26 protein-coding genes are annotated in these 23872 nt (G+C 62.1%); 3 read left to right on the forward strand and 23 right to left on the reverse strand.

All coding sequences use genetic code 11. The features are described 5' to 3' along the window. Positions 1-99: 99 nt before the first annotated feature. From glsA to J8C01_RS09895, 5 genes are all read right to left on the reverse strand, one after another. Entirely contained in the window at positions 100-1191 is a 1092-nt protein-coding gene (glsA, locus tag J8C01_RS09875; protein WP_211431796.1) for a glutaminase A, read from the reverse strand. Positions 1192-1329: 138 nt separating this feature from the next. After that, a complete protein-coding gene (locus J8C01_RS09880; RefSeq protein WP_211431797.1) occupies positions 1330-1755 on the reverse strand; it encodes a hypothetical protein in 426 nt (141 codons plus the stop codon). A gap of 189 nt (positions 1756-1944) precedes the next feature. Beyond that, complete coding sequence (locus J8C01_RS09885) at positions 1945-2307, reverse strand: hypothetical protein (RefSeq protein WP_211431798.1); 363 nt, start codon at positions 2305-2307, stop codon at positions 1945-1947. 76 nt (positions 2308-2383) lie between these two features. Beyond that, positions 2384-2764 (reverse strand): hypothetical protein, encoded by a 381-nt coding sequence (locus tag J8C01_RS09890; protein ID WP_211431799.1) that lies wholly within the window; start codon positions 2762-2764, stop codon positions 2384-2386. A gap of 23 nt (positions 2765-2787) precedes the next feature. After that, positions 2788-3156, reverse strand: coding sequence for a hypothetical protein (locus J8C01_RS09895; protein WP_211431800.1), 369 nt, complete (start codon positions 3154-3156; stop codon positions 2788-2790). Between the two features lie 434 nt (positions 3157-3590). Here J8C01_RS09895 and J8C01_RS09900 point away from each other — a divergent pair, with 434 nt between their 5' ends. Next, positions 3591-4364 carry a type III pantothenate kinase gene (locus tag J8C01_RS09900; RefSeq protein ID WP_014100487.1) on the forward strand — a complete coding sequence of 258 codons (774 nt, stop codon included), beginning with the start codon at positions 3591-3593 and terminating at the stop codon, positions 4362-4364. 33 nt (positions 4365-4397) lie between these two features. Continuing rightward, a complete protein-coding gene (locus tag J8C01_RS09905; RefSeq protein WP_211431801.1) occupies positions 4398-4907 on the forward strand; it encodes an asparaginase domain-containing protein in 510 nt (169 codons plus the stop codon). Positions 4908-4942: 35 nt separating this feature from the next. Here the strand turns inward: J8C01_RS09905 and J8C01_RS09910 are convergent, their stop codons facing one another. Further along, positions 4943-5359, reverse strand: coding sequence for a hypothetical protein (locus J8C01_RS09910; RefSeq protein ID WP_014100489.1), 417 nt, complete (start codon positions 5357-5359; stop codon positions 4943-4945). A gap of 8 nt (positions 5360-5367) precedes the next feature. Between J8C01_RS09910 and J8C01_RS09915 the strand changes: the two genes are divergently transcribed. Beyond that, entirely contained in the window at positions 5368-7611 is a 2244-nt protein-coding gene (locus tag J8C01_RS09915; protein WP_211431802.1) for a transglutaminase TgpA family protein, read from the forward strand. 23 nt (positions 7612-7634) lie between these two features. Here the strand turns inward: J8C01_RS09915 and mnmG are convergent, their stop codons facing one another. The 17 genes from mnmG to J8C01_RS10000 all read right to left on the reverse strand — a co-directional run bounded on the left by mnmG (position 7635) and on the right by J8C01_RS10000 (position 23842). Then, a complete protein-coding gene (gene mnmG / locus J8C01_RS09920) occupies positions 7635-9524 on the reverse strand; it encodes a tRNA uridine-5-carboxymethylaminomethyl(34) synthesis enzyme MnmG (protein ID WP_211431803.1) in 1890 nt (629 codons plus the stop codon). 136 nt (positions 9525-9660) lie between these two features. After that, positions 9661-10779 carry a nucleotidyltransferase family protein gene (locus tag J8C01_RS09925; protein WP_211431804.1) on the reverse strand — a complete coding sequence of 373 codons (1119 nt, stop codon included), beginning with the start codon at positions 10777-10779 and terminating at the stop codon, positions 9661-9663. Between the two features lie 47 nt (positions 10780-10826). Then, a complete protein-coding gene (locus J8C01_RS09930; protein ID WP_058866808.1) occupies positions 10827-11090 on the reverse strand; it encodes a PqqD family protein in 264 nt (87 codons plus the stop codon). Further along, complete coding sequence (locus tag J8C01_RS09935; protein WP_211431805.1) at positions 11087-12133, reverse strand: radical SAM protein; 1047 nt, start codon at positions 12131-12133, stop codon at positions 11087-11089. The genes J8C01_RS09930 and J8C01_RS09935 overlap by 4 nt, the downstream gene beginning before the upstream one ends. After that, a complete protein-coding gene (locus J8C01_RS09940; RefSeq protein WP_211431806.1) occupies positions 12126-13115 on the reverse strand; it encodes a hypothetical protein in 990 nt (329 codons plus the stop codon). Before J8C01_RS09940 ends, J8C01_RS09935 begins: the two co-directional genes overlap by 8 nt. A gap of 90 nt (positions 13116-13205) precedes the next feature. Next, positions 13206-13361 (reverse strand): hypothetical protein, encoded by a 156-nt coding sequence (locus tag J8C01_RS09945; RefSeq protein WP_211431807.1) that lies wholly within the window; start codon positions 13359-13361, stop codon positions 13206-13208. A gap of 23 nt (positions 13362-13384) precedes the next feature. Further along, the gene (locus J8C01_RS09950) at positions 13385-13855 is read right to left on the reverse strand and encodes a lasso peptide biosynthesis B2 protein (protein WP_211431808.1); all 471 of its coding nucleotides are present in this window, start codon (positions 13853-13855) and stop codon (positions 13385-13387) included. 147 nt (positions 13856-14002) lie between these two features. Next, positions 14003-15220: an ATP-grasp domain-containing protein gene (locus J8C01_RS09955; protein WP_014100492.1), complete on the reverse strand. Its 1218-nt coding sequence runs from the start codon at positions 15218-15220 to the stop codon at positions 14003-14005. Between the two features lie 135 nt (positions 15221-15355). Beyond that, positions 15356-16303 (reverse strand): DUF4097 family beta strand repeat-containing protein, encoded by a 948-nt coding sequence (locus J8C01_RS09960; protein WP_211431809.1) that lies wholly within the window; start codon positions 16301-16303, stop codon positions 15356-15358. Then, positions 16300-17421 (reverse strand): glutamine-hydrolyzing carbamoyl-phosphate synthase small subunit, encoded by a 1122-nt coding sequence (gene carA, locus J8C01_RS09965; RefSeq protein ID WP_211431810.1) that lies wholly within the window; start codon positions 17419-17421, stop codon positions 16300-16302. Before carA ends, J8C01_RS09960 begins: the two co-directional genes overlap by 4 nt. 1 nt (position 17422) lies before the next feature. Then, a complete protein-coding gene (locus tag J8C01_RS09970) occupies positions 17423-18178 on the reverse strand; it encodes a lysophospholipid acyltransferase family protein (RefSeq protein WP_014100495.1) in 756 nt (251 codons plus the stop codon). Continuing rightward, positions 18175-19569, reverse strand: coding sequence for a histidinol dehydrogenase (gene hisD / locus J8C01_RS09975; protein WP_211431811.1), 1395 nt, complete (start codon positions 19567-19569; stop codon positions 18175-18177). Before hisD ends, J8C01_RS09970 begins: the two co-directional genes overlap by 4 nt. Before the next feature lie 10 nt (positions 19570-19579). Further along, positions 19580-20686, reverse strand: coding sequence for a twin-arginine translocase subunit TatC (gene tatC / locus J8C01_RS09980; protein ID WP_211431812.1), 1107 nt, complete (start codon positions 20684-20686; stop codon positions 19580-19582). Between the two features lie 47 nt (positions 20687-20733). Further along, a complete protein-coding gene (locus J8C01_RS09985) occupies positions 20734-21297 on the reverse strand; it encodes a twin-arginine translocase TatA/TatE family subunit (RefSeq protein ID WP_211431813.1) in 564 nt (187 codons plus the stop codon). 104 nt (positions 21298-21401) lie between these two features. Beyond that, positions 21402-22385 carry a hypothetical protein gene (locus tag J8C01_RS09990; RefSeq protein ID WP_211431814.1) on the reverse strand — a complete coding sequence of 328 codons (984 nt, stop codon included), beginning with the start codon at positions 22383-22385 and terminating at the stop codon, positions 21402-21404. 26 nt (positions 22386-22411) lie between these two features. After that, positions 22412-23017 carry a 2,3-bisphosphoglycerate-dependent phosphoglycerate mutase gene (locus tag J8C01_RS09995; RefSeq protein ID WP_211431815.1) on the reverse strand — a complete coding sequence of 202 codons (606 nt, stop codon included), beginning with the start codon at positions 23015-23017 and terminating at the stop codon, positions 22412-22414. Positions 23018-23065: 48 nt separating this feature from the next. Then, on the reverse strand, positions 23066-23842 hold the full coding sequence (locus tag J8C01_RS10000; RefSeq protein ID WP_211431816.1) for an enoyl-CoA hydratase/isomerase family protein: 777 nt from the start codon (positions 23840-23842) through the stop codon (positions 23066-23068). Between the last annotated feature and the right edge of the window lie 30 nt (positions 23843-23872).

The raw sequence follows: 23872 nt of genomic DNA on the forward strand, positions 1-23872 counted from the left end.
TTTCGCAGTGCAAGACTCAACACAATATGCTGCCCGCCGCCGTGGGGGAGCAGCGGCCAGGGTTCAAAAATCTTCAGGCCGGATGGAAAGTGGCACAGGTCACGCCACACGGTGCGGCTCCGGCGGATGGGATGCTGTGTGACCATTGCGTGCATCGGCTGTCCGGGTGGATTGCTCCAGGTGGACTTCGTGGGCAGCCGGCAGGTCAAAGGCCAGATCAAAGATGTGTGCGCCAAACTCCTGCACAATTCCCTCACAAACCCTGATGGCCCGGATGCTGTTGCCGCGTTCATCAAGACGCGGTGAGAACACGCCAATCCCAAATCGCCCCGGAACGACAGCCAACAGCCCGCCACCAACTCCACTTTTGGCCGGCAGTCCCACGCGATAGGCCCATTCGCCGGCATAGTCATACAAACCGCAGGTGAACATGACGCTGAGAATGTCCCGGACATACTCGGCAGCAATGGCACGTTCGCCCGTCAGCGGATTGACGCCCCGGTTGGCGAGTGTCGCGCCCATCACAGCCAGATCACGGCAGGAGACCATCAGCGAACACTGCTGAAAGTACAAGTCCAGAGCTTCATCCACGTTGCCGTCAATCATACCGAAGTTGAGCATCAGATGCGCAATGGCGCGATTGCGGTGGCCGGTCGTCCGCTCGGACATAAACACCGACATGTCGGCAAAGATGCTGTGGCCCGTGTAGCGTTGAAACAGGTCAAGCAGGCGGTTGAGCTTGTCGGTCGGGTCAGTTCCCTTGATGATGCTCGTCATGGCAATAGCACCGGCATTGACGAGCGGATTGTGCGGACGCTTGGAACGCTCATCGAGCTTGATGATGGAGTTGAAGGCATCGCCCGTCGGCTCGACGCCCACCCGCGTCCGAACATAGTCGCGGCCGTGGTCTTCGAGCGCCAGCCCATAGACAAAGGGCTTTGAGATGGACTGGATGGTGAACAGGTAGTCGTAGTCTCCCACCTCAAAGATTTGCCCATCCACGGTGGCAATGCAGATGCCGAACAGGTCCGGTGGCACCTTGGCCAACTGTGGAATGTAGTCGGCTACCCGGCCGTCCTGAAGGGACTTGTATTTCAGGTGCAGGTCATTGAGAACGGAAAGGATACGCAGCCGTTCAGCACTCTGGCGAACGGATATGGCTTCGGCTGAAACGTTGGCTTGAAAGCTCATCAGAAAACTCCGCCGGTGAACAAGACCACAACCCCCAGACCGGTTTCAACCTATGGAGCAAAGACTCATCCGGTTCACCCTCTGCCGTGTCGGCAGCGGTGGGATTCAGCCCGGCTCCGTCCTTCACCCAAGCCCAATCTAACGCATAATTCCAGTGCCGTGGGAAGCGTATCCCATCCCGCCCCCCGGCGCATAGCGACGCCGGGAATTGTCGCGTAGTGACGGACCGCCTGGGAGCGCGGGCATCCTGCCCGCATGGGGGTATGGGGCGACCGTGATCCGTGGGTTGAAACCCATCGTGGGTGAACCCACGATCCCGTGGGTTTCAACCCACGGATCACGTCGCCCACCAATCGTCCCCGTCGCGTCAGCGACGGCTGAACCCCACCGTGGATGTCCCGATTCGTGGTGTATCCGTACGATGGCGCCCGCATTCCTATGCGGGCGGGAAATTGTGTCGTTCGGGGGATATTCATCCGTCGCTACGCGACGGGGTGTGGGGGTGTCGCGCTCCGTGGGTTGAAACCCACGGCTAAATTCATCCGTCGCTACGCGACGATGCATAAGGTGCAAACCTACAATGGGTTTCAACCCACGGTCGCTTGCTCACACACCCGTGCGGATGGGACGCCCGCGCTCCCAGGCCTGTCGCGCCAGCCGTGAGACAGAAACCCGTGGCCGTGGGCGTTGGTCGTGGGTTGCAACCGCATGTTTGCCGCGTAGCGGCAACAGAATTTTGCCGTGGGTTTCAACCTACGGTCGCTTGCTCACACACCCGTGCGGGTGGGACGCCCGCGCTCCCAGGCCTGTCGCGCCAGCCGTGAGACAGAAACCCGTGGCCGTGGGGCGTTGGTCGTAGGTTGCAACCGCATGTTTGCCGCGTAGCGGCAACAGAATTTTGCCGTGGGTTTCAACCCACGGATCACGTCGCCCACCAATCGTCCCCGTCGCGTCAGCGACGGCTGAACCCCACCGTGGATGTCCCGATTCGTGGTGTATCCGTACGATGGCACCCGCATTCCCATGCGGGCGGGAAATTGTGTCGTTCCGGCGATATTCATCCGTCGCTACGCGACGGGGTGTGGGGGGTGTCGCGCTCCGTGGGTTGAAACCCACGGCTAAATTCATCCGTCGCTACGCGACGATGCATAAGGTGCAAACCTGCAATGGTTTTCAACCCACGGTCGCTTGCTCACACACCCGTGCGGGTGGGACGCCCGCGCTCCCAGGCCTGTCGCGCCAGCCGTGAGACAGAAACCCGTGGCCGTGGGCGTTGGTCGTGGGTTGCAACCGCATGTTTGCCGCGTAGCGGCAACAGAATTTTGCCGTGGGTTTCAACCCACGGATCACGTCGCCCACCAATCGTCCCCGTCGCGTCAGCGACGGCTGAACCCCACCGTGGATGTCCCGATTCGTGGTGTATCCGTACGATGGCGCCCGCATTCCCATGCGGGCGGGAAATTGTGTCGTTCCGGCGATATTCATCCGTCGCTACGCGACGGGGTGTGGGGGGGCCGCGCTCCGTGGGTTGAAACCCACGGCTAAATTCATCCGTCGCTACGCAACGATGCATAAGGTGCAAACCTACAATGGGTTTCAACCCACGGTTGGTTGCCCACACACACCCGTGCGGGCAGGATGCCCGCGCTCCCAGGCCTGTCGCGCCAGCCGTGAGACAGAAACCCGTGGCCGTGGGCGTTGGTCGTGGGTTGCAACCGCATGTTTGCCGCGTAGCGGCAACAGAATTTTGCCGTGGGTTTCAACCCACGGATCACGTCGCCCACCAATCGTCCCCGTCGCGTCAGCGACGGCTGAACCCCACCGTGGATGTCCCGATTCGTGGTGTATCCGTACGATGGCGCCCGCATTCCCATGCGGGCGGGAAATTGTGTCGTTCCGGCGATATTCATCCGTCGCTATGCGACGGGGTGTGGGGGGTGTCGCGCTCCGTGGGTTGAAACCCACGGCTAAATTCATCCGTCGCTACGCGACGATGCATAAGGTGCAAACCTACAATGGGTTTCAACCCACGGTCGCTTGCCCCCACACACACCCATGCGGGCGGGACGCCCGCGCTCCCAGGCCCTTCCCCCCGGAGTCCAAACGGCTTGCCCCACATCCCGCCTTCGCCTATCGTCGCAGGTGGTCGTCGTCCGTTCTATGCCGTACGTGCTGGGCGCCAGTGTTTGGGCCGATGCCGTTTGAACGGGAAGCTGCGGCCTTCACTTTGGGGCAAGACGCCATGGGCGTCGTGCGATGAAGTGCAGCCAGGCTACCCACCTGTCCATGCAGGTTCAAACGACGCGCCACGACGGCGGTGGTGGTTGGCGACGACCTCCTTTGGCATCTCCCTCGTCAGGCGTGGGGGCCAGCCGACTTCCCCACCGGGTTTCCCAAGTATGCTCCTCGTGATTGACGTTGGTAATACCAACACGACGCTGGGCGTTTATGCCGGCGAAACGTTGATTGCCCACTGGCGGCTGACGACCGAACGTGAACGCACCACAGACGAGTACGGCATTTTGTGCCGCAACCTGTTTACCATTTCCCAACTCGATCCGCGCGACATCACCGGCATTGCCATTGCCTCGGTCGTGCCGCCGCTCAACTTCACCTTTTTCCGCATGGCCCAGACGTACTTCGGGCGCGAGCCATTTTTCGTGCGCCCGACGGAAAACGTCGGCATGCCCATCCGGTACGACGTGCCGCAGGATGTCGGCGCAGACCGCATCGTGAATGCCGTGGCCGCTTATGCGCGCCACGGCGGACCCTGTGTCGTCGTGGACTTCGGTACGGCGACGACGTTCGATGCCATTTCTGAAGACGGAACCTATCTGGGCGGCGTCATTGCGCCGGGCATCGTCATCTCGGCCGAAGCCCTCTTTCAGCGGGCGGCCCGCCTGCCACGGGTGAGCATCGCCCACCCGGCTCAAGTTATTGGCGCCTCCACCATCGGCAGTATCCAGTCGGGACTGTACTTCGGCTATATCGGACTCGTGGAAGGGATTTTGCAGCGCATGCAGGCGGAAATGGGCAGTTTGCGGGCCGTCATTGCCACGGGTGGACTGGCACGGCTGATTGGCAAGGGTTCGCCGCTCATCACCGAAATTGACGAAAACCTGACGCTTGAAGGGCTGCGCCTGATTTACCAGCGCAACGCCCGGACGGCTTAGCCCGGCGCAGCTTCCAGCACCTTCGCATCGCCTATGTCACCGACTTCTCCGCCCCTGCGCATTCTGCTGACCGGCGGAACGCTCGATAAGGTCTATGACGAGCGCACCGGCAACCTCGTTTTTTCCCGGACGCACCTGTTCGACATGCTCGATCAGGCGCGGTGCTACCTGGCCAACATCACAATTGAGCCGGTCATGCTCAAGGACAGCCTGGACATGACCGAAGCTGACCGGGCCATCATCCGTGCCGCCGTGGCGCGTGCGCCGGAACACCACATCATCGTGACACACGGGACGGACACCATGACCGAAACCGCCCAGGTCGTGGCCGCCCAGGTTACAGACAAAACCGTGGTGTTTGTGGGAGCGATGATTCCCTATTCCTTTGGCGGCTCGGATGCCCTGTTCAACCTGGGCTTTGCCCTGGCCTCGGCCCGGACGCTGCCGCCGGGCGTCTATATCGCCATGAACGGCACAGTCTTTGACTGGCGCAATGTACGCAAAAACCGCGAGCGGGGACGCTTCGAGCCACTCCATCCCTGATGCCACACGGCAAGGAGACCGTGACCTGCATCAACTTACGTCAGAAGGTGAATGGATGTCCCGGACCAGACGCTGGTGAGGGTGTCTGCATCGCCGATAACCTGCATGTGCGTGGTGTCGCCGACGGTGTAGAGGGTCACATCCTCAATAGCGCCGATCGTCTTGGGCGGAGCCATGAAGTGCCGGACAGCCACTCCTGGTCCCTGCTCGCGTAAGGCAACGGCTTCTTCGTACAGTGCCCGGCGGGTGTCTTCCGGCAGGTCGAGTGCGGCAATGGCTTCTTCATCCTGTACGAGCGCCATGCTTCCGTCCGCATCCACACTCCACAGGTAAGGGATGTCGAGAAGGAAATGCAGGTGTTCAGGTTGCACATAAACGCCTAGAATCTGGCAACCAAACACATGCTTGACGACGTGTTCCTGGTGTTTCGTAAGCTGTCGGACTTCCATCATTGACGCCCATGAACATCGAGCAGTTTTTCAAAGCGGCATCCTATGCCCTGGTTACGGGTGGCTTTTTGACGCTGGCGCTCACCGGACGGGTGGATGTGGCGACGTGTATCCTCTACAGCCTGGCGCTCATCGCAAGCTGGTTTGCCGACCGTCCGGGGCTGCGGCTGCAAATCAGTGAACGGGTTGCCAACTGGTGCGTCGTGGGATATGCGCCCTTTGCCTACCTGGATTTGCGGTATCTCAGCAGTTCGTGGATTACGGCGCTCATTCACTTCGTGCTGTTCGTCTCGATTTTCAAGCTCTTTCAGGTCAAGCGCGACCGTGACTGGGTGTTTCTCTACCTGCTGGCCGTGTTTGAAATGCTGCTTGCGGCCGGTCTCACCATTGATGCCCTGTTCCTGCTGCTGCTTACGGGTTTCACGCTGACCGGACTGGCGGCCCTTCAGGCGTTTGAAGTGGTGCGGACGGGTCGGAATCTCCGTCAGCCCCTGCGCACGGTGACCTTGTCCTATGACGGTCAACAGGCGCGGCAGGCCAGTCGTCCGGTACGCTACCTGCTGGTGATGACACTGGTCATGGCGGCGCTCATCGGAGCCCTGAGCGTCCCGACCTTCTTCCTGTTGCCGCGCTGGAACACGGGCCTGCTGTCCCAGACCTTCAGCGAAGACACGGCGATGACCGGCTTTTCCGACCTTTCCATCACGCTTGGCTCAGTGGGTAACATCAAAAGCGACGAGCGCACGGCCCTGCGCGTCCGGGTTGAAACGCCGCTGCCGCCCTACCTTCACTGGCGCGGCATGGTGATGACGCACTTCGATGGCAGGGAATGGACACGGCCGGAAGCCAACCGGCGCGTGGCGGTCAGGCTCCAGAATGGGGAGTACATCCTCAATGAACGCCAGCCACGGGGACAGGTAGTGGTGCAGAGGGTGTACCTGGAACCGATGAACACCAGCGCCCTGTTTCACTGCGGCCAGCCGGTACTTGTCTCCAATCTGCGTGGCCTGGCGCAGGATGCAACCGGAACGCTCTACCGGGCGGAACACGGAGCACGCCTAAGCTACACTGTGCTGTCCCATCTGGATGAAACGCCGGAGGAGCAGTTACGACAGGACCCGCTCCAGTATGATGCCCAGACCCGCGCCACCTTCCTGCAACTGCCGGCGACGTTTGATGCACGGGTGACGCAACTCGCCCGTGAGATCACCGCCGGTGCCACTAATGGCTACGACCGGGCGCGTGCCATCGAGCAACACCTCAAAACACGCTGTGCCTACACGCTTGAACTCCAACGGGGAAACGAGCCGGACCCCATTGTGGACTTCCTGTTCGAGACACGCCGCGGCCACTGTGAGTATTTTGCTTCGGCGATGGTGCTGATGTGCCGCTCGCTGGGGCTGGCCGCGCGACTGGCCGGAGGCTATCACCTTGGCGAGTACAATGATCTCAACAATACCTACCTCGTTCGGCAATCCGATGCTCACGCCTGGGTCGAGGTGTATTTTCCGCAAACGGGGACGTGGGTCGAATTTGACCCCACACCAGCGGCAGCCGCCAGCCCACGGACCGCAGCCTCCGGGTTGCTGACTTCAGCACGGCGCTACATCGAGGCTCTGCGCACGTTCTACATTGACTATGTCATTGCCTACGATGCTCAGCGCCAACGCATGCTGGCGCAGGATGTTGGCCGCACTGCCGTGCAGTATCAGACAACGGCGGAAACCCGCCTCTACCGCTACCGCGAGCAACTCAGAATGTGGACCATCTCCCAGTTGATATGGATGTACTCGGCCGTGACGGGTACGGAATTTTTCCATCACCTTACGGTGTTGCTGGTGCTGGCGGGCATCCTGTTGCTGATGCTGGCCGGCTACCTGCTCTGGTGGCGCATCCGGCGCACGCCACGGCTTCTCTTTGAACGTCGGTGGTTGAGCTGGTTTGCCCCGCTGTTCCGCTGGACGCTGCGGCGGGACGAACGTCAGTCGGCCGTCCTGTTTTACGATGAGATGGCCGCGCTGCTGAGCCGCGCCGGACACCGCCGCGCACCACATCAAACGCCACTGGAATTTGCTTTGGCAACCGGCTTCGAGGAAGTCCTCACCATCACCCGGGCCTACAATCAGGCGCGCTATGGCGACCGGCTCGAACTCGACACCCGGCAGATTGACCGGGCACTCCAGGGGCTGCGCCAGCGTTTGCGGCAGCGCCGGTCAGGGTTCTGGCGCGGGTTCCGGTGGCTTGGGGGCCGCTAGGCGGCAACTGGGCCGCGGCTGATTCAAGCCGTTTGGGCAACCCGTTTTCCATTCCCAAGGTGCAGGCTGAGAATGGCCAGCGCCGCCGGTGTCACACCCGGAATCCGCGCGGCCTGTCCCAGGGTTGCCGGACGGATGCGCGCAAACTTGTCAGCCATTTCACGCGACAGTCCCGGCAGCCGCGTGAAGTCGAGGTTTGCCGGAATGGCCACATCGGCGGCTTTGGACAGCTTCCGGGCCGTGGCCTCGTGGTGACGAACGTAGCCAGCGTACTTGAGGTCATTGACGGCAACTTCCAGTTCGGACTCGTCAAAGTCCGTCACTCCGGCCCGACGCAGGGCGGCCGCCAGATGTTCCGCCGTAACTTCCGGGCGCCGCGCCAAAGCTGACAAGCGCTGCTTTTCCCGCAGGACAATCCCGGTCTCGGCGGCAAGGGCGTCGGCTTCCCAGGAGTCCGGGCGGATGGAACAGGCTTCAAGCAGCGTGTGGCAGGTCTGGATGCGTGCCTGCCGCTGCTGGAAACGCTGGTAGTCGTCTTCACTGACCAGGCCGATGGCGTGGCCGAGTGGCGTCAGGCGCTGGTCGCTGTTGTCAATCCGCAGCAGAAGCCGCACTTCGGAGCGGGAAGTAAACATCCGGTAGGGTTCATCCACGCCTTGGGTTGTCAGGTCGTCCACGAGGACGCCAATGTAGCTGCTGGCGCGGTCGAGCACCACTGGCGGGAGACCCTTGGCCAGACGGGCAGCATTGATGCCGGCAACCAGTCCCTGGCAGCCGGCTTCCTCATAACCCGTCGTGCCGTTGATCTGCCCGGCATGGAACAGTCCCCGGATGCGCTTGGTTTCCAAAGTCGGCTTGAGTTCCGTGGGGTCGACCATGTCGTATTCGATGGCATAGCCCGGACGGATGAGTTGCGCCTGTTCGAGACCGGGAATCGTGCGCACGAGGCGTTCCTGCACCTCAATCGGGAGGCTCGTCGAAATCCCGTTGACATACACCTCGTGGGTTTCAAAGCCTTCGGGTTCGAGAAACACCTGGTGGCGCGGTTTGTCGGGAAACTTCACAACCTTGTCCTCAATGGACGGACAGTAGCGGGGCCCGATGGACTGAATCTGCCCGCTGTACATGGGCGACTTGTCCAGGTTATCACGAATCACCCGGTGGGTTTCTTCATTGGTATAGGTGATGTAGCAGGACAGTTGGCGGCGAGTGATGGCTTTTGTCCCAAAGGAAAAGGGTGTGGGGTTGGGGTCGCCCGGTTGCTCCTCACACTTTGACCAGTCAATGGTTTTGGCATGGACGCGCGGCGGCGTGCCGGTTTTGAGCCGTCCCACGCGAAATCCGAGGCGGCGAAAGCTTTCGGCAAGCAGCAGGGAAGGCAGTTCTCCGGCGCGGCCGGCCTGGTAGGTGCGCGTACCGATGTGAATGAGGCCGTTGAGGAATGTCCCGGTACAGATCACCACGGCTGACGCGCCGAGCCGCCGGCCGTCCCACATCTCGACGCCGACGATGCGTTCCTGTTCGACCATCAAATCAATGACCTCGCCCTGCCGCAGGTGGAGGTTTTCGATGGTTTCGAGAAAGCGCCGCATTTCGGTTCGGTACAGCGCACGGTCGGCCTGCGCGCGTGGCGACTGCACCGCCGGCCCACGGCTTCGGTTGAGCATCCGAAACTGGATTCCCGTCCGGTCAATGATCCTGCCCATCAGCCCGCCCAAGGCGTCCATTTCGCGTACCAGGTGCCCCTTGGCAATGCCGCCAATGGCAGGGTTGCAGGACATCTGGGCAATGAGGTCGAGGTTGAGCGTGATGAGCGCCGTCTGGCAGCCGAGCTTGGCAGCGGCGTGGGCAGCCTCGCATCCGGCGTGTCCGGCGCCAATAACAATGACATCAAAAACTTCGTTGAACGGCATACCCTCTGGGAGCGCGGGCATCCTGCCCGTGGAACAACCTGGGAGCGCGGGCATCCTGCCCGCATGGAAACCCGTCTGAAAACAAAGGGGAGTGTACCGAGGGGCCAACCGGACTGACAACCACGCCCGGCGCGTCTCACGCCTCTCCGGGGGCCAGTTGCCGTCGCTGGAGGGTGCGCAGCACGGTCAGCCCAAGGAAGCGCAGGCGGCTCGGCCATCGGTCGTGAAGGCTTGACTGGTAGAGGTGTGCTGCCAGAAAAAAGCCGAGCTTGGCGCCTAGCGAGCGACGCGGACGGTTGTAACGGCGCATGGCCTGGTCAAAAAGGCGCTGGTTGAAGTGTAGCCACCGGCGGCGGCCGGGGGTCAGGCGTGCGAGCAGGGGGGTCTCCACATGCAACCGCTGGCGCAGCAACTCGCAGGCGAAAATGACGGCGGTCGTCACCTGCCAGTCGTGCATGCGCCGACACAGGGTTTCCCAATCAAAAGCGGGATGCCGGTGCAGGAGCAGTTTCAGGTCAAACAACCAGGCCAGACGGGCAAAACTGTGGGCCGCCGCATGGACACACAGAAAGAGAAATTCGTCTTCCGGGGCCAGCACCTGGATGAGCCGTCCACGCTGCGTTCGATACGGCACGGCACGCGCCAGGAAATCCTCGGCCTGAAGCGTGACGCCGAAGCGCCGGAACAGGTGGAAGTGCAGCTCCAGCGGCGGCGAAATGTTGTCGAGAGCGATGTTGTGATCGCCGGCGAGCGCCTTTTCCAGCGTGGCGGCATCGGTTTGGTAGCCTAGGGCCGCCACGGCCGCCAGCGCCGGATGAACCTGCTGGTAGGGCACCAGCACGTCCAGGTCACTGGATGACCGAAAACCATCGGCGCCGTACAGCCGCTCCCCAAGCAGTGGGCCTTTGAGCGGAACGGCCGCAATGCCAGCCGACTGCAAGGCATCCAGAATCCGGTCCATCTGGGCTATGAGCTGGAGTGTCCAGGCCGCCTTGTGTGCCTGAAGCAACCGAACGTGTTCCCGGATGACATCGGGCAGCAGCACACCAGTTCGGGTGAGCCGTCGAAACAGATAGTCTTCCAGCCCGTGCTGCTGGGCGCTCGTCAACAGCGCCGCCCAGTCCGTGACTTCAGCCGCCAGATCGGACATGGCCGCTTCCTGCTCCGGCAAACAGGCCATGAGGCATTCAAGCTGGCGTTCCGCGACAACGCCGTTGTCCCGATGCGGCATGATGTCCGGGTAGCGCGTCGGCATGGTCTGTGCTGTCCATAAAGGTGGCCGAAGGACTCCGGCAAGTCACCTTAGACCCGCTCGATCAGCGCCGCCGCTTCGAGTTGGGCAAGCAACCGCCGGGTACTCTCCGCAAGGTGTGCTTCGTCAGCATCGTATTCCGCGGCCAGGGCGGCGACAATCTCCGCTTCGGCTTTGCCCTGGGTGAGGTGGTGCCAGATGGCGGCCCCTGTACTGTTGAGCGTGAAATAGCGTTTTGTGTCGAGGTGCAGGATCACCAGAGCATCTTCCACTTCGGTGGAGACCACGGAGGGATGCGGCCGAAAAGTCGTCATACCGACACACTCCAAGGCAACGGTTTGGAGTCCGCGGCTCGCCTCCGCCCAAGCTGCACGAGCGCAGACCCCTGCCAGGCTGTCTTGTCAAACGTGGCAATGCAAAAGTGACACGGAAACTCAGCAGTGGCGTCTCCAGCAGCCAGCGCCGCGTTGCGACGTTCACGCTGGAAGCGTGCCAGACGGTGAACCTGCTCACAAGCCTCCTGAAAAGAAGTCGTGCGCATATCGGCGATGACATCGGCTTCGCCCACCGCATGGCGGAAGTCTGACAGGTTGCAGCACAGCGTCAACCGCCCACGACAATCGAGATTGACCGTCTCTCCGGCAAGGGACACGCAGGGGGTGCCAGGAACGGGCATCGAATGACCGGCGGCAAACTGCACAGGCATCCTGAGTATGGCATTCACGGCCATGGCTTCCTGCTCGGCCGCCCGCCGTTCATCCGGCGTCAGGGATAGCGTCCGGTCATACTCCTCTGAAGTCGGCAGCATGTGCATGAACTGCACGACATCGGCCCCAAGGCGTGCGCCCAGAACGGCCATGGCTTCAATGCTCCCGACGCTGCGTTTGGTCACAACCATGTTGATGCCAAAGGGAAAGCCATGAAACCGGCACAGGGCTATCGCAGCCATGAGTTTGCGAAACGATCCCTTGCCCCGAACGGCATCGTGGGCGGCTTCTGTCGGGCCATCCAGGCTGAAAAAAATCCGGTACAGCGCCGCTTTCGTTTCGCGCAGCACTGGAACAGCCTTTGGAAAGTGCCACCCGTTAGTGACGAACGAGTAAGCCAACCCAAGCTCGGCCGTGCAGCGCAGAACATCCTGAAAACGCGGATGGAGCAGCACTTCCCCGCCCGTGTAGGTCACGGCCGTCACACCGTAATCCCGCGCCTGGCGCAGCACCTCATGCAACAGATCGAAATCCAGATGCTGTGTCTCAGCGACACGGAGGCAGTAGTCACAATCAAGGTTGCACAGGTTGGTCAACCCGACCGTGAGGCGTTTGACCGGCAGGACATCCGAAAGGGTAGCTTCAGGCATAGTTGCAATGGAGCCGAACAAGGTCAGTGGCCGTCAAATAGGCAGCCAGCCGGGAGGGTTCATGCCACACATCGCGTCCGGCCAGCAGGGTGAAGCTATAGCACGACTCAGCCAGCTTACGGTATGTCGCCAGGTGGGCCGCAGCGGTTTCGCGGTCAAGCGCCAGCCATGGGCTGTTCACCATCAACTGGGACAGGGCATCGGTTGCCGCCAGCGGCAGGACCCGGGTTTCCTCAGCCTCCCGGAGTTGACAGAAAAACAGAAATGCCGGTTGGACGGACAGCACCTGCCGCTGCGGCCAGAGCATGGCCGGATTGACAACCCATTTCCCGGCGCGTTGCCAGCGCCGTTCGGCGTGGGGCTGCAGAGCCGGGAAACGGTCGAGCGTCGCACCTGTCACGGAAAACAATATCCGCCCGGCACGCAGCCGAACCGCGGCGGGGGCTCCGGGCTGCGGCGCCTGCCTGACAAGCAGGGCGTCGTCAGAAACGTAATCCCAGCCGGCGTCAATGAGACCCAAAACGGCACTCGTTTTGCCACTCCCCGGTGGGCCGGTGAACACGTACCCTTTCCCGGACTGGACACAGGCTCCACCGTGCAGCTCAAACCAGCCAAGCCGCCGGAGCAGAAACAGCAGGACGAGTCGCAGATACGAAAAGACTTCGTACGACGCCCTGGCGTCCGCCACCAATGGAACCTGTATCGGGATGATGCGCCGGCGAAAAACATCCAGCACAACCTGCCAGTCCCCGTAGGCTACGCTCAGCAGGCTGCCCTGGCGGTGAACCGTCAGTCCTTTCCACACCAGCCATGGCATCAACTGGCGGACGCCCCCGGCTGGTCGCTCATCCGTCAGGATGATGTCCGCCGTCCCGGAAGCTGTCTCCGGCAGGCCAAGGTAGCGGCAGGTTTCAATGACGAATTGCAGCGACGGGGACACCTGCCCCAGGACACCAAATGAAGGTCCCTGGCTTGCACTCATTCAGTAAACCTGGAGAGCCGGACGATCTGGAGAGAAGACAAAGGGCTGGTTACATACAAACCAGCCCGGTCATAACCTCAAGAGGCAAACTTATGGGGCAAGGAAGCTGGAAGTGAAAGCTTCCAGCACACGCAGCCCCTGGATTTGCTTTTCCAAGTGATCGAAGGCCTTGAGTTCGGGTTCAACAAAGACTTTTTTGGCCGGCATCGAATCGGTTGGAACCGTTTTGGTTTCAAGTGTGTTCATTGTATGACTCCTGAAATCTTGGGTTAGGGGGTTAGGGTGGTCAACCTGGGCATCCGGTGACGAAACATCACGCGGAAGCGTTCCCCCAGGTTATTCGTCTCCAGCAATGGCTGCCCATTGACTTCAATCCAACAATGAAGCGCCGGACGCCCAAGGCCGTCCAGGGAGCCAGCGCCCAAAACAAACGAAATATCTGTCTGCTGTTGGCAACGCAGCATAGCATAAATCACCAGCGAGCGCAGCAGACACTCGCCAACACCCAAACGCGGCAAACGACGCACGATAGCACGCGCCGTCTGCGCTATTGTCTCCGGGGACGCCGCTCCCGCCGAAGCACGAACCGGCAGCCGGTCCAAGTGGTCAAGCACTTCCAGCAATGTCTTCCGTCGTACCCGAAACCACAGCCAACCGGACCACAGCAGACAGTCCACAATCCTGCCCAAAGGATGCTGCCGCCACACGAAAAAGGAAGGCTTTCCGACGTCAACCCACAAGATGCAGCAACCGCTTGACTTAACGCAGATGAAAGGGCTTGCCTGTAGCCCTCACTCTACACAACCTCAACCATCAGGTGCAAGCCTTTTTTCGGGCGCATGCGGGTTTCAGGACAGTCTGCCTCCCGATTCCCTCCTGGCTGGCCATTACTCCGGCCGCTCCAGGGGCGGCACGACGGCGCAGTAATCCCGCTCAAAACGCGCCGTGTAGTCACGCAGCAGTTCCGTCACCCGCTCATGGCGGTCAGAGCGCACAACCAGTCCAACGTGATACCGTTTCTTGACCCGGTACACAATTTCCGGGTCGGTAAACGAGGACGTGTCCGGGTACTCCTGACGTGCCAGGGAAAGGGCGACACCACCGTATTCCTGGCGCGTCGGCGGCAGGACATAGGGAACCTCCCCACGCCCCAGCTCAATTTTCGCCCACTCCGCCCAGATGTTGACTCCGCTGGCGGCCTCAAGCGCCTCGGCAATGTAGGCGCCGCCCACCCGACTGGCAATTTCCAGAAAATAAAACTCGCCGTCTTCGGCACTCTTGATGAACTCGGCATGCGTCGCGCCACGCCGCATGCGCAGCCCCGTAATGAGCTTGCGGTTGATGTCCAGCAGGGCGGCCCGCTCCGGGCTGTCGTAGGGCAGGGTTTGGGTGGTGAAGACCCCGCCCTCGTGCGCGACACTCATCGGTGGCCGCCCATATCGGTTCACCCCGGCAAAGACGACCTCTCCGTTTTCGACCAGCGAATCCACGTGATACACATCCCCGGCAACAAATCGCTCCAGGACATAGTTGCTCGACCGCTCGCTGAGACGGTCGCGGGCATCGAGATAGTCAATCGTGCGCCAGACCTGCTCGCTGTCGTAGAGCTTCTTGATGCCAATGGCCGAGACATCCGAGCGCGGTTTCATCACCCAGGGCGGCGGGATGCGCTTCATGTAGTCTTCCAGGTCCTGATAGTTGAGTACGTGAACGAAGTCCGGCACCCGCACGCCAGCCTGCTGTGCTTCGATGCGCATGGCGAGTTTGTCGCGGAAGTGCCGCGCCGTCGTGCTGCCCATGCCCGGCAGGCGCAGGTGTTCCCGGATGAGCGCTGCCGTCAGTACGTCGAGTTCTTCCAACGCCACGACCGTGTGCAGCTTGCGCGGCCGCGCCAACTGCGCCACGGTGTAGATGAACAACTCCGGCGAGGCATCATTCGGCAGGGGGATCAACTCGTCGAGGCTTTCAAACGGCCAGTCCTCGTGGCGGAACTTCTCTTTCGTCACGAGAACGACCCGGCATCCCTGGCGCTTGACTTCGCGCAGGAATTCGACGCCTTTGAAATAACTCGCCAAACAGACAACAGTTCGCTCGTGATTCGTCATGGGTTGGGCCCTGACCTCTCCTGAAGCTTGGAAAAGCGACTTGAAATGGCAGCGGTGACCGCAGGATAACCCGCCAACCCGGCCGCAGGCAATCGCCAATCTGATGAACTGTCCGGTGCAGACACCGGTCAGTTGTCATGGGTTCTCCGGGGGATAGGGTTCAACCCGGAGTGTGCCGCGCGCCGTCATCAGTTGTAACGCCGCGCCCCCGACCCCAAATCGCCCACGGGTGCGCAGCCCAAAGGGTCTGTCCGGTGGAATGTCCGCATCACGGTTGATGGGATAGCGAATATCCAGTGGTGTGCTGGCCGCCAAAGTGACGTCAGCGGCAAAACCGCGTGGCACACTCAACACAATGTCTCCAACCCCTACCTGCAAATCCAACCCAGAACCGCGCCAGCTTCGTCCATTGAGTTCGACTCTGGCCGCGCCCGTCGCCAGTCGTCCGACCACCGTTCCGGCTACGCCGCTCAGCACAACCCGGCCGCGCTGCACGGTAAACACAATGCCGCCGTAGATGTCAGCCAACGACAGATCGCCGTCAAAAACGGCGATTTCCAGGTCCGTGTATTCCGGGACGACGACCTTGTAATCCATGCGGTAGGGCAGGCGCAGCAGCGGACTGGCCAGCCCTTCGGATACTGCGCGGCGCTCTTTGCGGGACAGGTTTTTGACAGCCGGACCCAGTGACATGAGGTGCAAACGGACATCGCGGGTGTCAATCTGGAAGCCAATCCGTTCCGCCAGAGCCGCCAACTCGGCGGACGATGCGCCTTCCACCCGAATCGTCGCCTGAACCACGAGTTCCGACCGTTTGCTGCCGGTAACGGTCAGACTGCCCTGCGGCGGAAGGGTGATTTTGAGCGCCCGGCCATACTCGAAGCGCATTTTCTGCTCGCGGACATATTCCTGAAAAAGACGCCCGTCGTCAGTCTTTCCTTCGGCCTTGAGCGTGGCAGTGGCCGGCGGCACGGTTGGCGACGGCGGCACTTTTTGCGCCAGTGCACCTGTTTCGGGCCAAAGAAGCCAGACCAGACCAGCGCCGACCAGCCACAGCCGGCAGACCTTCCCGCCCGGCCTCATGCGGCCACCTCGGCTGAACGGACAGGCAGCAGCGCCGTAAACGCCTCGAACAGGTACGCCGCATCGTGCGGTCCCGGCGCAGCCTCCGGGTGGTACTGCACACAGAACACCGGCAGGTGGCGATGGCGGAAACCTTCGAGCGTACCGTCGTTGAGATTGATATGGGTCACTTCCAGTTCCTCCGGCAGACTTTCCGGGTCAACCGCAAAGCCGTGATTCTGCGAGGTGATTTCAACCTTGCCGGTCATCAGGTTCTTGACCGGATGGTTGGCCCCACGATGCCCATACTTGAGTTTGAAGGTTCTGCCGCCAAACGCCAGCGCCAGCACCTGGTGTCCGAGGCAAATGCCGAAGGTGGGCAGGCGTTCCGCCAGGAGGCGCACCTCGCGGGCAATATCGGTGAGTGGCTCCGGGTCGCCGGGCCCGTTCGAGAGAAACACACCGTCCGGCTGAAGACGCAAAACCTCTTCGGCCGTGGTTGTCGCCGGCACAACCGTAACGCGGCAGCCGAGCGCCGCAAGATGACGCAGAATGTTGAACTTGACGCCGAAATCATACGCGACGACATGCCACCGTCGTCGTTGGTACTCCGTGGAGTCTTCAGCGGCAGCCAGCGGCCACGTGTAGGGTGCGGTGCAGGTCACGGTTTTTGCCAGAGCTGCCCCAACCATACCCGGCGCACCGGCCGCTTTGGCCACCAGGCGGGAGGCCTCGCGCTCAACCGTGGAGATGACGCCGCGCATCGCCCCCCGCTCGCGGATGTGCCGCACCAGCGCCCGCGTGTCAATGCCCTCGATGCCGACAATCCCATGCCGCTTCAGGTAATGGCCCAGCGACTCCGTCGCCCGCCAGTTACTGACCACCGACGACAGTTCCCGCACGATAAAACCGGCCACGAAGGGTTGCCGTGACTCCACATCTTCGGGGTTGACCCCGTAGTTGCCAATGTGCGGACAGGTCATCGTTACCAACTGTCCGGCATAGGAAGGGTCGGTGAGCACTTCCTGGTAGCCCGTCATCGCCGTGTTGAACACGACTTCACCCGTTGTCTCACCGGCGGCGCCGATGCTTCTTCCGTAAAACAGGCGCCCGTCTTCGAGCGCGAGGATGGCTTCCACGTCAATCCGTCTCCACGTTTGAGGCTGTTTCCGCCGCAGCGGTTGGGGATGAGTCTAGCACGCGCCGGTCAGAGGGCGGTGCGCCTGCCCTGCGTTGTGCGGCCCTGCATTGTGAGGGATGTTCTGTTTCCCACCGGTGCAGCATGGTGTCCAGCTCTGCCTGCAACCGGGCCGTTGCGGCGGCAATGTCTTCTGCCGTTGCGCCCCGCCGCACCCAAATCGGTGGCCCGTAAAACACATGCCCGACCGTGAAGGGCTTGGGAACCCGGAAGGCATCCCAGGTGTTCAGCGTCCAGTGGCGTTCCGTCACGATACAGACCGGCTGGATGGGCGCGCCACTCAAGCTGGCCAGCATCGCCGCCCCATCTTTGGCGCGGTAGCGCGGCCCTTTGGGACCGTCAATGGTGAAGGCCGCATCGGCTCCCTGCCGAATGGCTTTGACCATGGCTTTGAGCGCCGTCACGCTGCCCCGCGTCGCCGATCCCCGCGCCGCCCCAAAGCCGAAACGCCGGATGACCTCGGCAATGATGTCCCCATCCCGGCTCTGTGAGGTCATCACCACAATGCCACGTCGCTGAAAAAACAGCGTCGCGGCCAGAATCTGGTTGTGCCAGAAGGTGTAGATGATGGGTGTCGTCGGAGGCAGATGGCCGTGCAGCGGGTCGGGCAGGTCGCGCAGGTTGGACGTATCCAGGCGTATCGTCCACCCCAGAATCCGCAGGACAAGCGTTGCCAGTCCGGCCCACCACCGTGTCATGGCTCGTCGTTCGAGGCAGTCTCCGGCGGTGACTCCACGGCCGGAAGGTTCTGTTTGCTTTCGGTCAGTGGATTGGTCGTCGGGGCCAGGGGGCCGCTGTGGCGCTCCATCCGCAGGCGAATCGAGCGCGCATGCCCGTCCAGACCTTCGGCCTCAGCCAGGCACGTTATCATGTCGGCCGTTTTGACCAACCGCCCCATCGTGTAGCGGACGAGGTTTGTCCGCCGCACAAAGTCATACACGCCCAGCGGGGAGAAAAAGCGCGCCGTGCCGCCCGTCGGCAGCACATGGCTCGGCCCGGCAAAGTAGTCTCCAACGGCCTCCGCCGAGGCAGCGCCGATGAAAACCGCGCCGGCAAAGGTGATGTCCTCAGCCAAACGCTCTGGCTCAGCGGTCATGACCCCGACGTGTTCCGGCGCCATCCGGTTGACGAGCCGGACGGCCTCAGACAGGGACGCCACCAGGAAAATCGCCCCGAACCGCTCCAGCGCCGCCTCAACAACTTCCCGCCGCGAAAGGGTTGCTGCCTGATAGGCAAGCTGCTCAGCTACGGCCATGGCCAGCGTTTCGCTTGTGGTGACACAGACGGCTGCCGCCAGCTCGTCATGCTCGGCCTGGGCCAGCATATCGGCCGCCACGAGCACCGGGTCGGCCGTATCGTCGGCAATGATCACCACCTCGCTCGGCCCGGCAATGGTATCCACATCCACCACGCCGTACACCTGCCGTTTGGCCTCAGCTACATACCGGTTGCCCGGCCCGACGATCTTCGCTACCCGTGGAACGCTCTCGGTTCCATACGCCAGCGCAGCAATCGCCTGCGCACCGCCAACGGTATAGACCTCGCTGATGCCGGCCTCGATAAGCGCCGCAGCCAGCACCGGCTGGGTCAGAAAGGACTTGGCCGGAGTGACGGCCACCAGCCGGGGGACGCCCGCGACCTGTGCCGGGACGGCCGTCATCAGAACCGTCGAAGGATAGGCCGCCTGTCCACCGGGCACATAGATGCCCACCGCGTCCAGCGGCTGGATGCGGTGCATGAGCTGGACGCCATCCGCCTGCTCCATCACCCGTGTGTATTCGCGCTGGAGTTCGTGGAAGTGGCGAATGTTTTTGGCCGCCATCCGCAGCGCCGTCCGTACTTCCGCTGACACCTGCCCGGCCAGCTTTTCGAGCAGGGCCGTTTCGACGCGCACGTTCTGCGCCGACAGGGATACGCCGTCGAACTTCTCGGTCAGAGCGAACAACCCTTTGTCGCCCATCTCCCGTACCATCTGGATGATGTCCGATACCGTACGGGTCACATTCGGGTCAGCAACGAGCGTGTGACGCCTGAGAATCGTGGCAAGGCGCTCCTGCCCTGCCGCCTCATCGAGCCGAAAAACCTGCATAAGCTTCAGACTATCCTACGGAACGAAGTTCTTTGCCGGTCTCTGCGGCCGGAGCGCTTGCATCCGCTTCACGCGGCCGTCCGAACACATAGGCAATCCCCACGCTCAGGAAGTACAGCGCCAGCATCGGAACGGCAAAGATCATCATGTTGGGAATATCCGAGGTTGGCGAGATAATGGCCGCCAGAACCAGGATGATCATCACGGCCAACCGCCAGATGCGGAGCAGAAACCCGGCCGTCACCAACCCCAGACGCGCCAGCACGAAGACAACTGTTGGTAACTCAAAGACAATGCCCAGGCCAAGCACGATGGTGATGATGAGGTCGAAGTATTCATTGACTTCAATCATCGGCTGGAAGTCCTTGGCCGTGTCCAACAGAAACAGACACGCCCGGGGAAAGGCGATGTAGTACCCAAAGGCCGCGCCGAGCAGGAAAAAGCCGGTTCCCAGGATGAGCACCGGGTACACATAGGCGCGCTCGTGCCGGTAGAGTCCGGGCGCAACAAAGGCATAGAGCTGATAGAGCGCAAACGGGATGGAAAAGAAAATGGCGGCGTAAAAGGCGACCTTGATATACAGGTTGAAAGCGCCCTGCACGGTATGCACCACCAACTGCCCCAGCGGATCAGGCGCGGCTGCCAGCAGTTCCGCCGAAGGCAGGGCAAAGCCCTCCGGCACGACCCGCTGCTGGATGACGAGCGTCTGGGCGGTTTCCAGGCGGCGTTTTCCCTGGGCATCCCGCGCAATTCGCGCTGGCACGGCCGTTCCCGGCGGCACGGTCAGCCCATCAATGGCGACGCCAGCGCCAAAGACATACGTCACCTGGGTGCCATCAGGTAAGTCAGACAGGCTTGGCAGTGGAGCATTGGTTTTAATCTGTGCCAGCCGTGAGGCCCGCAGAGCTTCCGCCACGGGCTTGGCCAGAAAACCATAGATGACATCGGCAAAGCCCCAGCACACGATGAAGGCCACGGCAATGAACGCCACGACATAGAACACCCGCCGCCGGAGTTCGTCCAGATGGTCGAGAAAGCCCATTGTGGCGGCAGCTTCCTCTTCTTCAGGCGGCCCGGCAAAAGGCTCGTCGGGTCTGATTTTTGGTTCATCCGCCATGGCACACACCCTGGCAGCGGCCAGCGCCTGCACGCCGGCCGCCGGACCTAGCCTTCATAGCCAATGGTCTCGACGGCTTCTACCGTCCCCGGACGGGGAACGAACACCGGGCCGGGAAACGCCACATCCGCCGGAGCTTCCACGGGCCGGAAGACCACAGCCGAAGCCGCAGAGGGGGAGACTGGTGGCGCTTCTGCCAACTCCGCCGCCGGTAATGCCTCGGCAAAGGACTCAGCGGGCGGCTGGGCTGACGATGCGGCCGCTGGGCGGACGGATGCGCGGGACAGGGACCCTTCGGCCGGCATGACTTCCGGCACGACTTCAGCCTCGGCCGCAGACGGCTCGGCCGCAGACGGCTCGGCCGCAGACGGGGCGGCAAGGTCAACCGAAAGGTCTGGCAGCTTCACCTTCGAGGACAAATCCCTGGTCAGGCGCAACCGCTCGCTTTCCACCTCCGCTTCCCAGGTTTGCTTGAAGTCGTCGGCAGCCCGGCGCAACTGCGCCATGATTTCTCCCAGCCGACGACCAATCTCTGGAAGCTGGCGGGGGCCAAAAATGAAAAACCCAACGAGAAAGATGAAGATGAGTTCTGGCGTGCCGATTCCAAACATCGTGTCCGTTGACGCTCCCGGCCGCAGTGGCGGCGCGTTTCCTCACTTTACCGGAGAAACCCACGCAACGCATCCTTCGGCTGGCAGGTCAGCGTGGCGGGGTTTCAATCGCCTTCAAGGTAAAACAGGCTCAGGCGCGGTACACCGTAACGTTCCCGCAGTTGCCGCGCCACGTAGTTGGCATGGGTCTGGGCATAGACGGCGGCTGACATCCCCTTGCGGTGCGCCTTGAGCGCGGCCGTGGCGGCTTGTGCGGCTTCCGCCTGGACTTCCGGCGGCGCATCCGCCTGAAGTGCAGCAAGCAGGCGGTCTTCCAGTTCGGACAAGGTCATTTCAACGGCTTCGAGATGAAGCGCCGCTTCCCCCTGCACCTGCCCGCCGAGCGTCCGAAGCTGTGCCACCACCGTTGGGAGCAACGTCCCAAGGTGCGCGTGTGGTGCATCAGGACGAATCCGGGCAGAAAGCTGCTGGTGTGCGGCTGCGAGCGCGGCGGCCGCCGTTTCCAGAAAGGCCGCGACTTTGGCGCGTGACATGCCGCCGGTTTCAGGAGCAGTGGCGGCGGCCGGCGGCAAAGCCGCCCCAACTTGGGAGGCCCGATAAGCGGTGAAAGCATCTTCGACAAACGACTGGCAGTAGCCCAGGGAACGCACGGGGCGCGGACGCCCCTTTGGCTGGCGGGACATTTTCCTCGCATGCGCTTCGCACGCCTGGGCAATGGCGCGCAGCACCACCGGCAGCGGAATGCCGGCTTTCTGCCAGCTTTCAACCAGCGCCCAGTCGAGCGGCGACAGGTGATAGGGCTTGCCACGGTGCGCCGTGAAAGCAGCTTCGATTTCGCTGAAGTAGCTGTAGTGGTTGAAATGCTTTTCAGGCAGCGCGGCCGGATCAGGCGTCACCGTGCCGGTTGGCGACGGCAAAGGCGCTACTTCGTCCGGCTCAGGAAAGGGCAGATCAAGCGCCACGTTCGGCGGAGGGGCGTCCGCCGGCAGAGGAGTGGCAGGCGGCTGGGGGCGCTTCCCCGTGGTCCGAAAGCCCAGGACGGGAAACGGAAAGGTCAGGAAGCGCGGCGGCTTTGGCGGATCACCCATGGGCGATACTCAGCCGGCAGGTCTGGCTACAGATAGCGTTTGGCGAGGACGTTGCCCTCGGCATCCAGTTCATAGTAAAGCGGCGCACCGGTGGGAATGTTGAGTTCGAGCACTTCCGCCGGCGACAGGCGATCCAGGTGCATCACCAGTGCCCGCAGGCTGTTGCCGTGCGCCACGACCAGCACGTTCTTTCCGGCCCGCAGCAAAGGCAGGATATGCGCTTCGTAGTAGGGCAACACGCGCGCCGCCGTGTCGGCCAGGCTCTCGCCGTTCGGCGGGCGCACGTCATAGCTTCGCCGCCAGATTTTGACCTGCTCTTCACCGTATTGCCGGGCAGTTTCTGCCTTGTTCAGTCCCTGCAAGTCCCCGTAGTGACGCTCATTGAGCGCCTGATCGCGTGTGGTGGGCAGGTTGGTAAAACCGGCAGTGGCGCAGACCAAGTCAGCCGTCTGAATGGCCCGCTGCAACACGGAAGTAAACAGATGGTCGAAGGTCAGGCCGGCCAGCTTCGCACCGGCAGCACGGGCTTCCTCCTCCCCCTTGGGAGAAAGCGGCACGTCCACCCAGCCGGTGAAGCGGTTTTCAAGATTCCACTGGGACTCCCCGTGGCGAAGCAGAACCAGGTAGGGCATGCGCAGCCTCGAAAGGGTTTTTCAGGTTGACGGCGCACCACACGTACATCAGCGCCCGATGAAGTTGGGTTTCCGTTTTTCAAGAAAAGCGCGTACGCCTTCCTCCTTGTCCTCGCTGGCAAAACACAGGGCAAACAAATCCACTTCCCGGCGTAGCCCTTCGTCCAGGCCGGAGCGGGCCGCAGTTTTGACCGCCTCTTTGGCCATGCGGAGCGCTACCGGGCTTTTCTCGGCAATTTTGGCGGCCAGCGCCATGGTTTTCTCACGCAGCTCCGCGTGGGCAAAAACGTGGTTGACCAGTCCCACGGCATGGGCTTCCGCGGCCGTGATCATCTCCCCGGTGAGGATCATTTCCATGGCCTTGCCTTCCCCGACGAGACGGGTCAGGCGCTGCGTTCCGCCGCCGCCGGGAATGACTCCCAGATTGATTTCGGGCTGTCCCAGCTTCGCCTGTTCGCTGGCCACCCGGATGTCGCACGACAGAGCCAGTTCCAGCCCCCCGCCCAGGCAGAAGCCGTTGATCATGGCGATGACCGGCTTGGGGAAGGTTTCCATGGCATCAAACGCCCGGCGCTGGGTCATGACTTCCCGCTGGCTGAGTGCCGTCTGCCCGGCAAACTCCCCAATATCCGCCCCGGCAATGAAGGCCTTGTCTCCGGCACCGGTGATGACCAGTACCCGCACCTCCGCATCTGACTGGAGGGCATCGAGCGCCGCCAGAATTTCGTTTCGCGTTGCAATGTTGAGCGCGTTGAGCTTGTTCGGCCGATTGACCGTCAGCACGGCAATGCGCTCGTGTTTTTCGATAAGCAGATTTTCGTACATAGCCCTATGTCCCGCGCCCGGCTGCTGGTT

This window comes from Chloracidobacterium sp. D, from assembly GCF_018304685.1.
Taxonomy (GTDB): Bacteria; Acidobacteriota; Blastocatellia; order Chloracidobacteriales; family Chloracidobacteriaceae; genus Chloracidobacterium; species Chloracidobacterium thermophilum.